The 14,790-nt window shown below is 63.9% G+C and carries 11 protein-coding genes; 8 read left to right on the plus strand and 3 right to left on the minus strand.

All coding sequences use genetic code 11. The features are described from left to right. The first annotated feature begins 142 nt into the window (after nucleotides 1-142). The 4 genes from C266_RS17610 to pta all read left to right on the plus strand — a co-directional run bounded on the left by C266_RS17610 (nucleotide 143) and on the right by pta (nucleotide 5,127). A complete protein-coding gene (locus C266_RS17610; protein WP_010805016.1) occupies nucleotides 143-1,576 on the plus strand; it encodes an FAD-binding oxidoreductase in 1,434 nt (477 codons plus the stop codon). Between the two features lie 34 nt (nucleotides 1,577-1,610). Then, on the plus strand, nucleotides 1,611-2,000 hold the full coding sequence (locus C266_RS17615) for a nuclear transport factor 2 family protein (protein ID WP_010805015.1): 390 nt from the start codon (nucleotides 1,611-1,613) through the stop codon (nucleotides 1,998-2,000). A gap of 178 nt (nucleotides 2,001-2,178) precedes the next feature. Continuing rightward, nucleotides 2,179-4,011 (plus strand): sulfoacetaldehyde acetyltransferase, encoded by a 1,833-nt coding sequence (gene xsc, locus C266_RS17620; protein WP_010805014.1) that lies wholly within the window; start codon nucleotides 2,179-2,181, stop codon nucleotides 4,009-4,011. Between the two features lie 75 nt (nucleotides 4,012-4,086). Further along, nucleotides 4,087-5,127 (plus strand): phosphate acetyltransferase, encoded by a 1,041-nt coding sequence (pta, locus tag C266_RS17625; protein WP_010805013.1) that lies wholly within the window; start codon nucleotides 4,087-4,089, stop codon nucleotides 5,125-5,127. 20 nt (nucleotides 5,128-5,147) lie between these two features. On the opposite strand, the gene C266_RS17630 is transcribed toward pta, so the two are convergent. Beyond that, on the minus strand, nucleotides 5,148-6,890 hold the full coding sequence (locus C266_RS17630) for a cobaltochelatase (RefSeq protein WP_010805012.1): 1,743 nt from the start codon (nucleotides 6,888-6,890) through the stop codon (nucleotides 5,148-5,150). Then, nucleotides 6,887-7,873 carry an AAA family ATPase gene (locus C266_RS17635; protein ID WP_010805011.1) on the minus strand — a complete coding sequence of 329 codons (987 nt, stop codon included), beginning with the start codon at nucleotides 7,871-7,873 and terminating at the stop codon, nucleotides 6,887-6,889. The genes C266_RS17630 and C266_RS17635 overlap by 4 nt, the downstream gene beginning before the upstream one ends. Nucleotides 7,874-8,110: 237 nt before the next feature. Between C266_RS17635 and C266_RS17640 the strand changes: the two genes are divergently transcribed. Next, on the plus strand, nucleotides 8,111-8,899 hold the full coding sequence (locus C266_RS17640; RefSeq protein WP_051126430.1) for an IclR family transcriptional regulator: 789 nt from the start codon (nucleotides 8,111-8,113) through the stop codon (nucleotides 8,897-8,899). A 3-nt stretch (nucleotides 8,900-8,902) separates the two neighbouring features. Here C266_RS17640 and C266_RS17645 read toward each other — a convergent pair whose 3' ends face one another. Further along, nucleotides 8,903-9,775, minus strand: a complete 873-nt coding sequence (locus tag C266_RS17645; protein WP_010805009.1) for an IclR family transcriptional regulator — start codon at nucleotides 9,773-9,775, stop codon at nucleotides 8,903-8,905. Nucleotides 9,776-10,119: 344 nt separating this feature from the next. On the opposite strand from C266_RS17645, the gene C266_RS17650 reads away from it, so the two are divergent. The 3 genes from C266_RS17650 (at nucleotide 10,120) to C266_RS17660 (ending at nucleotide 14,768) form a co-directional block, all read left to right on the plus strand. Next, a complete protein-coding gene (locus tag C266_RS17650; protein WP_010805008.1) occupies nucleotides 10,120-11,799 on the plus strand; it encodes a GMC family oxidoreductase in 1,680 nt (559 codons plus the stop codon). 44 nt (nucleotides 11,800-11,843) lie between these two features. After that, nucleotides 11,844-13,172: an MFS transporter gene (locus C266_RS17655; RefSeq protein WP_010805007.1), complete on the plus strand. Its 1,329-nt coding sequence runs from the start codon at nucleotides 11,844-11,846 to the stop codon at nucleotides 13,170-13,172. A 300-nt stretch (nucleotides 13,173-13,472) separates the two neighbouring features. Beyond that, complete coding sequence (locus C266_RS17660) at nucleotides 13,473-14,768, plus strand: MFS transporter (RefSeq protein WP_010805006.1); 1,296 nt, start codon at nucleotides 13,473-13,475, stop codon at nucleotides 14,766-14,768. Nucleotides 14,769-14,790 lie beyond the last annotated feature (22 nt).

The following is a 14,790-nucleotide window of genomic DNA, read 5'->3' on the forward strand; positions in this document are numbered from 1 at the left end:
GTGGTGCCAGCGAGCCGTGCCGAACGGCGCGAAAACGCTGCGGCGGTGCTGCTTTTCGCTGGCACCATCACAAAGCGGCGGTGGTACTAATCCCCGGAAAATGTTCTTGGCAGTATGGGCTCATTTCCGTCAGGAGCCTAACGTGGGTACGATTGAATCCTTCGCGCTGGATCGTCGCTCCGAAGCTGCACCATACGATCCGCTTTACGATCCGTTGGTCTCGCCCGGCCCCGGCCTGGGCATGGACTACGCACCAACCTATTGGGTCGCAACGGCCGGCGAACCTCCCGGAGACGACGGCCCGCTGCCCGGCGATGCCGATGTTGACGTGGTCATTGTCGGGGCCGGTTTCACCGGTCTGTCCACCGCGCTTTTCCTCGCGCGCGAACACGGCATCCGCGCCATGGTGCTCGAAGCAAACCGCACCTGCTGGGGCTGCACCAGCCGCAACGGCGGGCAGGGGCAGAACGCGAGCGGACGACTCTATCGCTCGCAATGGATTGCGCGCTGGGGCAAAGACACCGCGCTGCGGCTGGACGCCGAAATCCGCGAAGGCTTCAACACGTTCAAGTCGCTCGTGGCCGAAGTGCCCGAGTGCGACCCGCAACCGGGTGGCCATCTCTACATCGCCCACCGCGATCGCAAGATGGAATTCCTGCGCAACGAAGCCAAGGTCATGCGCGACGTGTTCGGCTACGACACACGCATCCTCTCGCGTGCCGAGGTCAGCGAGCAGTACGTCGACGATCAGGAAAACTGCGGTGCCTTGCATGAACCCGACGGCATCGGTGTACACCCGCTCAAGCTCGCTTTCGGCTATTTGCGCATGGCGCGCGCGCTCGGCGCGCGCGTGCATCCGTCCACCCCGGTGCTGAGTGTCGAGACGATCAACGGCGTGCATCACGTGCGCACACCGCGCGGTGTCGTGCGCGCCAGGGCCGTCGCCTTCGCGACAGGCGGCTACACGCGCAACGACGTGACCAAGGCCCTGCGCGCGAAGATCATGCCGATCCTGTCGAACTCGCTCGTCACGCGCGTGCTCACGCCCGACGAAATCGCGGCGACGAATTTCCGCACCCATGAGGTCATCACCGATACGCGCACGCTGCGCTACTACTACCGTCTGCTGCCGGATAACCGCTTGCAGATCGGCAGCCGTAGCTCGATCACCGGCGCGGATGCGAAAAATCCGAAACACATGGCGGTGCTCGTCGAAGGACTGCATCGCAAATTTCCGGCACTGCGCGGCATTCATATCGACTACTCGTGGTGGGGCTGGGTCGACGTGAGCCACGACATGATGCCGCGCGTCACTCAACCCGATCCGCGCCAGAGCCTCTTCTACGCCGTGGGCTACGGTGGCAACGGCGTGTCGTTCTCCGCACACGCAGGACGCCGCCTCGCCCAACGCATCGCCGGTCAGCGCGACCCGTCGTGGGATTTGCCGATCTACGACTCGGCGCTGCAATACCCGAACGTGTTCGGTGCCGTGCAGTGGCAAGGCTTCGCGCCGTTCCGCCGCATCGGCCAGCGCTTTCTCTATCAGCGGTATCACGCGCAAGACGAAGCGCGTTGATCCGTCCACAACCCCATTTATTTTGGACTGCGCAATGACGACTCAGAACGAATCTGCCGACATCCAGTTGCTCAAGACCTTCAACGATGCCTGGAATCACCATGACATCGACACCCTCATGGCCTGCATGACGGACACCTGTGTGTTTCACGCCGTGGCCGGCCCCGACATGCTGGGCCGCACCTTCGAAGGACGCGACGCCGTGCGCGCCGCGTTTGCGTCCGCGTGGGAGAACTTCCCCGATGCGTCGTGGACCGAGGGCGTGCACTTCGTCACCGGGAATCGCGGCGTGTCCGAATCGACATTCCGCGGCACGAAGGCCGACGGCAGCCGCGTCGAGGCGCGCATGGTCGACGTCTTCACCCTGCGCGACGGCAAGATCGACGTGAAGAACGCCTTCCGTAAAGACCGCCCCGCGTTCTGACGCGCATTCGTCACCTTCGCAGTGCCCATGGCATGGTCACAATCGATTTAATTTTTCAATACAAAACGTACCAAATAATAAAAATACAGATTGACCATAGCAAACAGATCACCTAGATTTCCACTTACACAATGAAATCGGAATTATTTGTTCCGTTTATTTTTCACCGGAGACACCCATGAATGCCCAATATCCAGCGACGGCCCCCCAGCAACCGGCGGCCGCCGGCGACGGCCCGCAGGCCATGACGCCGTCTGAAGCCTTCGTCGAAACGATGGTCGCCAATGGCGTGAGCGAGATGTTCGGCATCATGGGCTCGGCCTTCATGGACGCGATGGACATCTTTGCGCCGGCCGGCATTCGCCTGATCCCGGTGGTGCACGAGCAAGGCGCCGGTCACATGGCCGACGGTTACGCTCGCGTGTCGGGCCGTCACGGTGTCGTGATCGGCCAGAACGGCCCCGGCATCAGCAATTGCGTGACGGCCATTGCCGCCGCCTACTGGGCCCATAGCCCGGTCGTCATCGTCACGCCGGAGGCCGGCACGATGGGCATCGGTCTCGGTGGCTTCCAGGAAGCGAAGCAATTGCCGATGTTCCAGGAGTTCACGAAGTATCAGGGTCACGTGACGCACCCGGCCCGCATGGCCGAATTCACCGGCCGTTGCTTCGATCGCGCAATGGCCGAAATGGGCCCGACGCAGCTCAACATCCCGCGCGACTACTTCTACGGTCAGATCAAGACCGAGATTCCGCGCCCGCAACGTCTCGACCGTGGCGCAGGCGGTGACGAACGCCTCAACGAAGCGGCCGAACTTCTCGCCCAAGCCAGATTCCCGGTCATCATCTCGGGCGGCGGCGTGGTCATGGCCGACGCCATCGAGGCGTGCAAGGCGCTCGCCGAACGTCTGGGTGCACCGGTGGTAAACAGCTATCTGCACAACGACTCGTTCCCGGCCAACCACCCGCTGTGGTGCGGCCCGCTCGGCTATCAAGGCTCGAAGGCCGCGATGAAGCTGCTCGCTCAGGCCGACGTGGTCGTCGCACTCGGCTCGCGTCTCGGACCGTTCGGCACGCTGCCGCAACACGGTCTGGACTACTGGCCGAAGCACGCCAAGATCATCCAGATCGATGCCGATCACAAGATGCTTGGCCTCGTGAAGAAGATCTCGGTCGGTATCTGCGGCGACGCGAAGGCGGCTGCCGTGGCGCTGTCGCAGCGTCTGGCCGAACGCACGCTCGTGTGCGATGCCACGCGCGCCGCCCGCGCCGACCAGATCGCTACCGAAAAGGCGGCGTGGGAGAAGGAACTCGACGAATGGACGCACGAGCGCGATCCGTACAGCCTCGACATGATCGAAGAACAAAAGCGCGAGCGCACTTTCAACGGCGGTGAGTATCTGCATCCGCGTCAGGTGTTGCGCGAGTTGGAGAAGGCCATGCCGGAAGACGTCATGGTCTCGACCGACATCGGCAACATCAACTCGGTGGCCAACAGCTATCTGCGCTTCAACAAGCCGCGCAGCTTCTTCGCGGCCATGAGCTGGGGCAACTGCGGCTACGCGTTCCCGACGATCATCGGCGCCAAGGTCGCGGCGCCGCACCGGCCGGCGATCTCGTATGCGGGCGATGGGGCGTGGGGCATGAGCCTGATGGAAACGCTCACCTGCGTGCGTCACAACATTCCCGTCACGGCCGTGGTCTTCCATAACCGCCAGTGGGGCGCCGAGAAGAAGAATCAGGTGGACTTCTACAACCGGCGCTTCGTGGCAGGCGAACTCGAGAGCCCGAGCTTTGCCAACATCGCGCGGGCGATGGGTGCCGAGGGCATCGTGGTCGATCGTCTGGAAGACGTAGGCCCGGCACTCAAGAAAGCCATCGATCTGCAGATGAATCACGGCAAGACGACGATCATCGAAATCATGTGTACCCGCGAGCTGGGCGATCCGTTCCGCCGCGACGCGCTGTCGAAGCCCGTGCGCATGCTCGACAAGTACAAGGACTACGTCTGACGCGGTTGAGGTCATTCGTGTGACAGCGCTCCCGGCTCTGTGGGTGCCGGGGGCGCTTTTTATTTTCTCGACATCATGAAAGCCATCAATCGCATCATCGATACCGCGCGCCGCGCACCGATGCGCATCGTGCTGTGCGAATCGGAAGACGAGCGGATGCTCACCGCCGCCGCCCGCGCCACACGCGAGGGTATCGCACGCATCGTGCTCGTCGGCGATATCGGCAAGACCCGGCGCGCGGCCGAGGCGGCACACATCGATCTGGCCGGCATGGAGCTGATCGATCCTGCGACGTCGGCGATGACGGACACGTTCGCGCAAACGTGGCACGACATGCGCGCACATAAGGGAATGACGCGCGCGCGCGCCACCGAGGAGATGCGCTCGCCGCTGGGTTTCGCCAACATGATGGTGCGACTCGGCCACGCCGACGGCGCCGTTGCCGGCGCCGTGAACACGACCGCCGATGTGGTGCGCATGGCCATACAGATCATTGGCGTGCAACCGTCGTTTCAACTCGTATCGAGCTTCTTTCTGATGATGCTCTGCGAGCCGTTCCACACGATGAAGGGCGGTCTGATCTTTTCCGACTGCGCCCTTGTCGTCGATCCCGATGCTGCCCAGCTCGCGCAAATCGCCCTTGCCGCGGCCGACAGTGCCAGCGCCCTGCTCATGGAGCCGCCGCGCGTCGCCATGCTGTCGTTTTCGACGAGCGGCAGCGCGAAACATGCGGCCGTGGACAAAGTCGTGGAAGCGACGCGTCTCGTCAAAGAGGCCCGGCCGGCGTTGGCCATCGACGGCGACGTCCAGCTCGATGCTGCCATCGTCTCCGAAATCGCTCAGCGCAAGGTTGCGCACTCGCAAGTCGAGGGGCATGCCAACACGCTCATCTTCCCCAGTCTCGACGCCGGCAACATCGGCTACAAGCTGGCCGAACGCATCGGCGGCGCAAAAGCGATCGGCCCCTTGCTGCAAGGGCTGAACCGTCCGGCGAACGACCTGTCGCGCGGTTGCAGCGCCGACGACATCTACTACGTGATCGGCGTGACCTGCGTGCAAGCGCAGGCTGCCCGCGCGAAACTCACCGGAACGCCGCCGCTCGCCACCCGGCGGTGATGCGTCACTCGGGCCGGATGTTATCCGTGCGCGCGACGGCCGCCGGTGCCGATCCAGTCGACAAGTCTCGAGAGCGTCGTCATGTCGGGAAGTGCGCTCAGATCCAACGCAAGCGAGTTCCGGTAATACGGGCTGAGATCCAGGCCGACGCCGAGGCCCAGCACCTCCACGTCGCCGAGGACGCGCTGCTGCGCCACGACCTCACGCAAATGATGATCGAGATAGTGCTCGTCGTTGACCTGGTTGGTGGCCGCGTCCATTGGGCTACCGTCCGAAATCACGATCAGCAGACGCCGGTTCGCGCTGCGTGAGCGCAACCGCTCGCAAGCCCATTCCACCGCCTCGCCGTCCACCCCCTCGTGAAACAGATCGGCCTTGAACAACGACGCAATGCCGGTTCGCGCGCGCCGCCAACTCGTGACGGCGTCTTTGAAGATCAGATGCGAGACTTCGTTCAGACGCCCCGGGAATCGGGGTTTGCCATGCGCGAGCCAATCGGCGCGGGCACGTCCGCCGTTCCACGCGCCGGTCGTGAAACCCAGGATTTCGTTGGTGACACCCGCCGCGTCGAGTGCGCGGGACAAAACGTCGACAATCATCGCCACAGCTTCGATGTGCGCTTTCATCGACCCTGAGCAATCGATCAGGAAGCTCACCATCGATTCGGCAATCAACGTGTGCTTCTCGAGCCGGAACAGCCGCCGCTCGGCAGGCGAACTGACCAGTTGCGCAAGGCGTCGTCCGTCGATGCGTCCGTGCTCTTCGCCGAACGACCAGCCGTCGCGTTGCGGCACCGCCAGCGCCGCCTTGAGGGCACGCGCGAGCCTTGGCACGTTGATCGCTTGCGCAACGATTCGCTCGTCGAGGCGCTCGCGGAATTCGGTCAGCAGCGCGTGACGCACGAGCGTGCCGGCATACAGTTCGCGGTCGTAGCGATTCGTGAAGACGCGATAGCCTTGCGCCGACGCCTTAAGCACGCGGCTATCGCCCGAGTGCGCGAGCGTGATGCCGTCGTCTTCCCGTTCGTCGAAATCGAGAAAAAGCGAGAAGGCATTGCGCGCGCCTTTTTCCTGCTCGTCGTCCTTATCCGTGCCTTCCGCTTGCTCGCCGCCCGACGCACGAATCAGTCCCGCGATGTCGGCGGCCAGCGCCCGCGCACACACGGCGAAGGCCGCCTGATCGGCCCGCGTTCGGCGCATGCCCGCGAGCGCGCCGCCGATACGCGGCGCGATGGCCATGCGCGTGGCTTCGATCAGTCCTTCCGTGTCCTCGACGACGGGATAACCCGTCAATCTCGACCAGGCCATTTGCGCGACGGTGTACAGCAACAACCCGACGTGACTGTCGGCCACGCCGGTCACATGCATCGCGCGCGACCACACTTCAAACCGGTCGCGCAAGTTCTTCGCCACGCCGGGCATGCCCGCCGGGACGAACGTCTCGCAACGCAATTGCTCCATCAGCTCGAAGAGCAGTCGCTCGAGCGGCGCTTCGGGTTGCAGATGGCGGTGCAACGCGGCGTCGCTGTGCCGCAGCCGTAGCGCCGCACCGTCGGCAGCACCGCGCAACGTGTCCGACGCGGCGGCAGATCCCGGCAGCGTTTGCAGATGCGGCGCATGCAGCGGCAGCGGGCGCATGTTCCGGCACAGGCGCGCACCGCTGTAATGCAGCGCAGCGTCGCCGGTCAACGCGCGCACCGTCGCGGCACACAGGGCCTCACCGCGCGCCGCGCGCCGTGCCGCCTCGCGCTCGGAGATCGTCACGATGCACCGGCCAGCAGCGAGCGGCCACCCTCGTTGGCGGGTAACTCATGGCCGAAAGCGCGCTGGTAAAACTCGGCCACCACGGCGCGCTCGGCCTCGTCGCACTTGTTCAGGAACGTGAGGCGAAACGCCAGTCCGGCGTCGCGGAAAATGCCGACGTTCTCCGCCCAGTTGATTACCGTGCGCGGCGACATGAGCGTCGACAGATCACCGGTGGCGAACCCCCTGCGCGTGAGTTCCGCCACGCTCACCATCGAGTCGATGAGCGTACGCCCGGCATCGTTGTCGAGTTCGGGCACACGCGCCAGCACGATGCCCGCTTCATCCTCGCGCGACAGATAGTTGAGCGTTGCGACGACGTTCCAGCGGTCGATCTGCGCGTGATTGAGTACCTGCGTGCCGTGATACAGACCGTTGAGATTGCCCAGGCCGACGGTGTTCGTCGTGGCAAACATGCGGAAGGCCGGATGCGGATGTATCACGCGATTCTGGTCGAGTAGCGTGAGCTTGCCGTCGCGCTCCAGAATGCGCTGGATCACGAACATCACGTCAGGACGGCCGGCGTCGTACTCGTCGAAAATCAGCGCCACCGGGCGTTGCAGCGCCCACGGCACAATACCTTCCTGAAACTCGGTGATCTGATGCCCGTCGCGCACGACGATGGCGTCTTTGCCCACCAGATCGAGACGGCTGATATGTCCGTCGAGATTCACCCGGACGCACGGCCAGTTCAGCCGCGCCGCCACCTGCTCGACATGCGTGGATTTGCCGGTGCCGTGCATGCCCTGCACCATCACGCGCCGGTTGCACATGAAGCCGGCGAGAATCGCCAGCGTAACGTCGGGGTTGAAGCGGTACGCCGCGTCGATTTCGGGTACGTGATCGTCGCGCTCGCTGAACGCCGGCACCTGCAGATCCGTATCGATGCCGAATACGGTGCGGGCGTCGACCAGGCGATCCGGTTGCTGGGTTGCGGTCTCCATCACGTTCCTCTCCTGTTCTGCTGTTTCACTGTGCCGAGGCAATGTCAGGGCATCATATCGTTAACCATTTTTAGAAACAATTCGTTCCGATTAATAAAATATGTGATTGACACTATCCCGTTGGCTCATCGACATTCGAACGAACTGAAACGCGTCGAGAACCGGCCAATGGCGTTCAATCCGCTCGATAGTTCGTTTGGGTACAATACCGCTGATCCATTTTCCGGAACGGCGCATATGAACGACGCAGCGACCCAGCACGACACCCCGTCGGAGAACAAGGCGGATACCCCGACCCTGCGGGCGTTTGCGCTGCTCGAATATCTCGTTGCCGCCGACGCACCGGTGTCGCTCGCCGACATGGCGCACGACATCCAGATGCCGAAGGCTTCGCTGCACCGCATGCTCGGCTCGCTCGAGGCGGGCGGGCTCGTGATTCGCGAACCGGGGCAGAAGAACGCCTACGTGATCGGCCCGCGTCTCGCGCAACTGAGTCTGGGTGTGATGATGCAGGCGGGCGCACGGCGCATGCGTCATGCGATTCTCGGCCGCCTCGTGGCCGATCTCGGCGAGACGTGCAACCTCACGATGCTGCACGAAACCGAAGTACTCTATCTCGATCGCATGGAGGCGCCGTGGCCGCTGCGTCTCGATCTCAAACCGGGGTCGCATGTGCCCGCACACAGCAGTGCGAGCGGCAAGTTGCTGCTCGCCATGATGCCGCGCGAGCAACGTGCCGCCCTGCTGCGTGCGATGAAGCTGCAACGCTTCACGCCGAATACGCTGACCGATCCCGAATTGCTGGAGAGCGAACTCGACCGCATTGCGCATAAGGGCATCGCCGTCGATAACGAAGAATTCGTGCTGGGCATTGCCTGCGTCGCCGCGCCCGTACTCAAGGAAGACGGCTCATGCATCGCCGCGGTGGCTGTGCACGCCCCCGTCTCGCGCACGTCGTTGTCGAAGGCGATGGAGTTCGTGCCGCGTCTGCGAGAAGCCGCAAAGGAACTCGCCAAGACGTTCTGACGCTCAGAACGCTTTCGACTTTTCTTCCGCGTCCGCTTTTTTCGCCAACGCCTGCGTCTTGCCGGCCCGCTGCCAGTCGAGCAGCGGCGCGAGCGCCGTCGCGGTGTCACGCAGCGTCGGCACCAGTCCCAACAGTTGCTCCAGCGTCACGCGCGCCGTCGGACCATGCACGGCGAGCACCGCGCGCACGTGTCCGTCCTCGATCGCGCGCACCGGCACGCCTACCGCGACCATGCCACGCACAAACTCTTCGTTGTCGATGCCGATGCCGCGCGCGGCCAGCCGGTCCAGCTCCGCGTCAAGCAGGCTGACGTCCGTGATCGTGCGTGGCGTCATGCGTTTGAGCGACAAGCGCGAGAGCACCGCCCGACGCTCGGCCGCCGCCATCTGGGACAGGAACAACTTGCCGCTCGCCGTGCAATGCAACGGCACGCGCATGCCGGGATGCATCTGCATGCGCAGCGGTTCGTTCGTCTCCACTCGCTCGATGTAGAGCACCTCATCGCCGTCGAGCGCCGTCAGATTGACGGTCTCGCCGACGCGATCGACCAGCGTGCGCAGCAGCGAACGCGCGGCGCGCGTGAAGTTGTTGTTCGCCAGCGTGACCAGCGCCAGTCGCGCGGACCGAGGCCCCAACGACAGGCCTCGCTCCGAGCCGCGCGAATCGGGCACATGCGCAACGTAGCCGCACAACTCGAGCGCCTCGATCAGCCGCATGAGTGTGGCCTTCGGAATCGACAGACGCGTCGCGAGTTGCGACAACGTGTAGGGCTGTCCGGCCATCGCCAATCGCTCGATGACGGCCAGCGCCCGCAAGTTCCGCGCCTCGTCGCTCGCGCGCAAGTCCCCATCGTCCAGCGTGCCCGTCTCGCGCATCGCGCCTCCTCGCTCGTCGCTCATACGCAATAAAGGAAACAAAATATACCAATTAATCGAATGGCATCTGCCTCGGGATAACCCCGGTGCAAGGCTGCTCACGCACCGAATACGCCGTTGATCGATGCGCCGCGCCCGCACCTCCCCCTCCCTAGTAAAACCCCGCAGATGCGCCGCAACAATTGTCGCGTTCTGAGACGGCAAGCGCGAAATCCGTTTCAGTTTTCCGTTGCGCTCCGCTTTTCGCTTGGCATTTGCGTACCGCTCGCCGACATTGGATCGAAACAATCCGAAACGAATCGTTTCATCCCATCGAAGCAGACGCGAGGCAGGAGACAGGCGGTATGGAACATGAGGTCGACTATCTGATCGTCGGTGCGGGCTCCGCCGGGTGCGTGCTCGCCAATCGTCTGAGCGCAGATCCCGCGTGCCGGGTGTTGCTGCTCGAGGCCGGCGGCCCCGATAGCAATCCATGGATTCACATCCCGGTCGGCTATTTCAAGACGATGCACGACCCGGAACTCGACTGGTGCTATCGCACCGAGGCCGACGCCAATGTCGCCGGCCGCCGGATCGACTGGCCGCGCGGCAAGGTGCTCGGCGGCTCAAGCTCGCTCAACGGCCTGCTCTACGTGCGAGGTCAGCGCGAAGACTACGACCACTGGGCCGCACTGGGCAATCGCGGCTGGCGCTACGCCGACGTGCTGCCGTACTTCCGCAAATCGGAGGATCAGGAGCACGGCGCGAACGAGTATCACGGCGTTGGCGGCCCGCTGAAGGTGTCCGACCTGCGCCTGCGCCGTCCCATCGCAGAACACTTCATCGCCGCCGCGAAAGATACCGGCATCCCCTTCAACGAGGACTATAACGGCGCGACACAGGAAGGCGTCGGCTACTTCCAGCAGACGGCCTTCAAAGGGCTTCGCTGGAGCACGGCCAAGGGCTTTCTCAAGCCGATTCGCGAACGCCGAAACCTGATCGTGGAGACGCGGGCGCAGACGTGCCGTGTCCTGTTTGAAGGCAAGCGCGCCATCGGCGTGGAATATCTGCAAAACGGCGAGCGCAAGAAGGCGCGCGCGGGCGTGGAGGTCATTCTTGCGGCCGGGGCCATCGGCTCGCCGCAGATACTGCAAAACTCGGGGGTGGGTCCGACAACGGTGCTCGCCAAGGCGGGCGTTGCGTTGCGGCATGCGTTGCCCGGTGTCGGCCAGAATCTGCAAGATCACCTGCAAGTGCGTCTGGTCTTCAAAACCCGCGAGCGCACGCTCAACGACGAAGTGAACAACCCGCTGCGCAAGGCGCTCATCGGCCTGCAATACGCGATGTTCCGTACCGGGCCGCTCACGCTCGCCGCCAGTCAGGTGACGATCTTCACGCGCTCGCGCCCGGACTGTCCCGACATTACGCGCCCCGACATTCAGTTCCACATGCAGCCGCTGTCCGCCGACAAGCCGGGCACGGGGGCGCACCGGTTCTCGGCATTCACGTCGTCCGTCTGCCAGTTGCGTCCGTTCAGCCGGGGCAGTGTCGAGATCCGGTCCAACGACCCGCTGCAATACCCGGTCATTCAGGCCAACTATCTGTCGGACGAGCGCGACCATCGCGTTGTGATTGACGGCATCAAGGTGGCGCGCCGCATTGCCGCAGCACCTTCGCTCGCACCGCACATCATCAGCGAGTTCGTTCCCGGGGCGCAGTACCGGAGCGACGACGAGTTGCTACAGGCCGCACGCCAGTTCAGTCAGTCGATCTATCACCCGGCAGGCACCTGCAAGATGGGGCACGACGCCATGGCGGTCGTCGACGACCGTCTGCGCGTGCACGGTCTCGCGGCGCTGCGCGTCGTGGACGCGTCGATCATGCCCGAGTTGGTCTCGGGCAACACGAATGCACCGACCATCATGATCGCCGAGAAGGCGGCCGACATGATTCTCGAAGACAGGGAGCCGGCGTCGGGCATGCAGGAGATTCGCGGCAGCACGCAGGCGCCAGAGGAAGCGGCAAGCGTTGCCGTCGCGATTTAGCCAATCACGTCAGCCCCCAACCATTACAAGATCCGGAGACAACCATGAATGCATCGACCCAGACCGACGCCCGGCAGATGCGCCGTGTCGTCGTCGCCAGCCTCATCGGCGCCACGATCGAGTGGTACGACTTTTTCCTCTACGGCGTGGTCGCCGGCATTGTGTTCAACAAGCTGTATTTCCCCGGCAGCGATCCGCTCGTCTCGACGATGCTCGCCTACGGCACGTTCGCCGTGGGTTTCCTCAGCCGGCCGTTAGGCGGCGTGATCTTCGGACATTTCGGCGACAAGCTCGGCCGCAAGAGCATGCTCGTGATGACCCTCACCATCATGGGGGTCGCCACCCTGCTCATCGGGATGGTGCCGACCTACGCGCAGATCGGCCTGTGGGCGCCGGTGCTCCTGCTCGTGCTGCGAGTGCTGCAAGGCATCGGGCTGGGCGGCGAATGGGGCGGCGCGGTACTCATGGCGTTCGAATACGCGCCAAAGGAAAAGCGCGGCTATTACGCCAGTATTCCGCAGGTGGGCCTCGCGCTCGGTCTGTGTCTGGCCTCCGGCGTAGTCGCGTTGCTGTCGTACACCCTCACCGCTGCGCAGTTCCTCACATGGGGCTGGCGGCTGGCGTTCTTCCTGTCGGTCGGCCTCGTCGCCATCGGCATGTATATCCGCCTGAACGTGATGGAAACGCCCGAGTTCACGAAGATCAAGAAGGCCGGGACCGAGATCAGGATTCCGATTGCCGAAGTGCTCACGCGCAACCCCGGCAACGTGCTGGCGGGCATGGGCGCACGCTTCATCGACGGCGTGTTCTTCAACATCTTCGGTGTGTTCTCGATTGCCTATCTGACGCAGACGCTCAAGCTCTCGCAGACCGAGGCACTCACCGGAGTGATGGCGGCCGCGTTCGTCATGATTTTCACCATCCCGTTCTTCGGCAAGCTGTCCGATCGCATCGGCCGCACGCGCATCTACTTCTGGGGCTCGCTCGCGACGGGTCTCTCGTCATTCGCGGGGTTCTGGCTGATGAGGGCGAGCGGCGGCAACGTGATGCTCGTCTGGCTGTCTATCGTGATTCCGCTGGGCGTCATCTACGCATCGGTCTACGGGCCGGAAGCGGCGCTCTTCTCGGAACTGTTCGACGCCAGGGTGCGCTACACCGGCATCTCCTTCGTCTACCAGTTCTCGGGCATCTTCGCGAGCGGACTGAGCCCGATCATCGCCACGTACCTGTTGCAGAAGAACGGCGGCGAGCCGTGGATGATTTGCATCTACGTGCTGTGCGCGGGCCTTGTCAGCGCGCTGTCCGCCGCCTGGATCGGCAGCCGCAAGCGCCGCCAGCACGTATGGCACGGGGCAGGGGTAACCGAGCACTGACGGCAGGCGTTGTCCCACCGATACGCCGATCCGGCGCTGGTGCGCAGCGAGCCGCAAACAGGGCGAGTCCTTCACCGGGATGCGCCCTGTTCCCTTACGTATTTCGCATCCGGCATGACCCGGATCCGTCCGTGAAGGGTCGATCTCGTGCGATGATTCGGGGTATGGCTCACGTGCCTCGCGCGCCCCTCCGGCAACGCCCTTTCACGCTGTCTGCACATTTTCTTGCAGTGCAAAGGATTGTCTGCGACGGGCACGACGAACGCCCGTTGCCCCCAATTCTCTGGCCCGCGAGACATAATGCAGCGAGACCCGTCGCTAGATGCCGCTATTCCCGAAGACGAACCCGATCGTCCGGGGCCCCTCTCGGAAGCGTCCCTGCTCGGTGCGCCGTCGACGCCCCCCGGCCCAGCCTCGGCAGACGCCGTGCCGCTGCCCATCAGTGTCTATCCGGCGCTCATGGGCATTCTGCTGGCGTATGGCGTGCTGGTTGTCGGCAACGGGCTCTTCGCCACCGCCATCCCCTTTCATGCACTGAAGTACGGCGCATCGACGTTCACGATCGGTGTGATCCAGTCGTGCTACTACGGCGGCTTCCTGCTCGGCGCGTTCTACAACCGCTCGCTCATCGAGCGCATCGGGCAACATCGCGCGTTCGTGGCCTTCACCGCGCTGGCCGCCCTGTTCGTGATGGGCTTCGCGGTGAGCGAAACCACGCTCACGCTCTGCGTGCTGCGGCTCGGTACCGGCTTCGCGCTGATGGGCATGTACACCACGGTCGAGAGCTGGCTCAACGGCTCGGTGCCGAATACGATGCGCGGGCGCGTATTCGGCTCCTATCTCACGATCAACTACCTCGCCGTCAGTACCGGACAATTCCTGCTCAATATCGGAGACGCTGGCAGCGAGGGGCAGCTTCTGCTCGTCGCGGGACTCTTCGTCGCGGCGATTCTGCCGATCACGCTCATGCAAGGATGGCCGACGCGTGTCGCCGATGAACGGCTCGTCAAACAACCGGCAATCGGCCTCTTCGACAGCGTCGCCGAAATGGCACGCGCCACGCCGATCGCCATTCCGGGCTGCATCCTCGCCGGGTTTCTGTACAGCGCGTTCTACGCCATCATGCCGATCTACCTCGCGCGCATCGGCCTGTCGATCGGCAGCCTGTCGACGTTGATGGGGGTGGCGCTCTTCGGCGCGCTACTCATGCAATGGCCGGTGGGCCGGCTGTCGGATCGCATGGACCGGCGCACGCTGTCGCGGCGTCTCGCGTTTGCATCGGCCGCGTTCTGCGCACCGTTGATCGTCTTCCAGACACACTGGCTGGTGTTCGTGCTGATGTTCCTGTTCTCTGCGGTCAACTTCACTCAGTACGGGCTGATCGTCTCGCATGTGAACGACCGTACGGTGCCCGAACGGCGTGTGGCGGTGAGCGCCACGCTGCTCATCCTCTTCTCGGTCGGGGGCATTCTCGGGCCGATGATCGCCTCGATGGTCGTAACGCTGCTCGGCCCGGGTGGCTTGCACGTCTTCAACGTCGTCTGCGCACTATCGCTCGCCCGGGTTGCCCGGCGAGCCCAATTGCTGGCGCCCTGACGGATGGCGTCATGAGCGCGGT

Origin of the sequence: Pandoraea sp. SD6-2 (assembly GCF_000389825.1) — a bacterium.
In the GTDB taxonomy this organism is placed as follows: Bacteria; Pseudomonadota; Gammaproteobacteria; order Burkholderiales; family Burkholderiaceae; genus Pandoraea; species Pandoraea communis.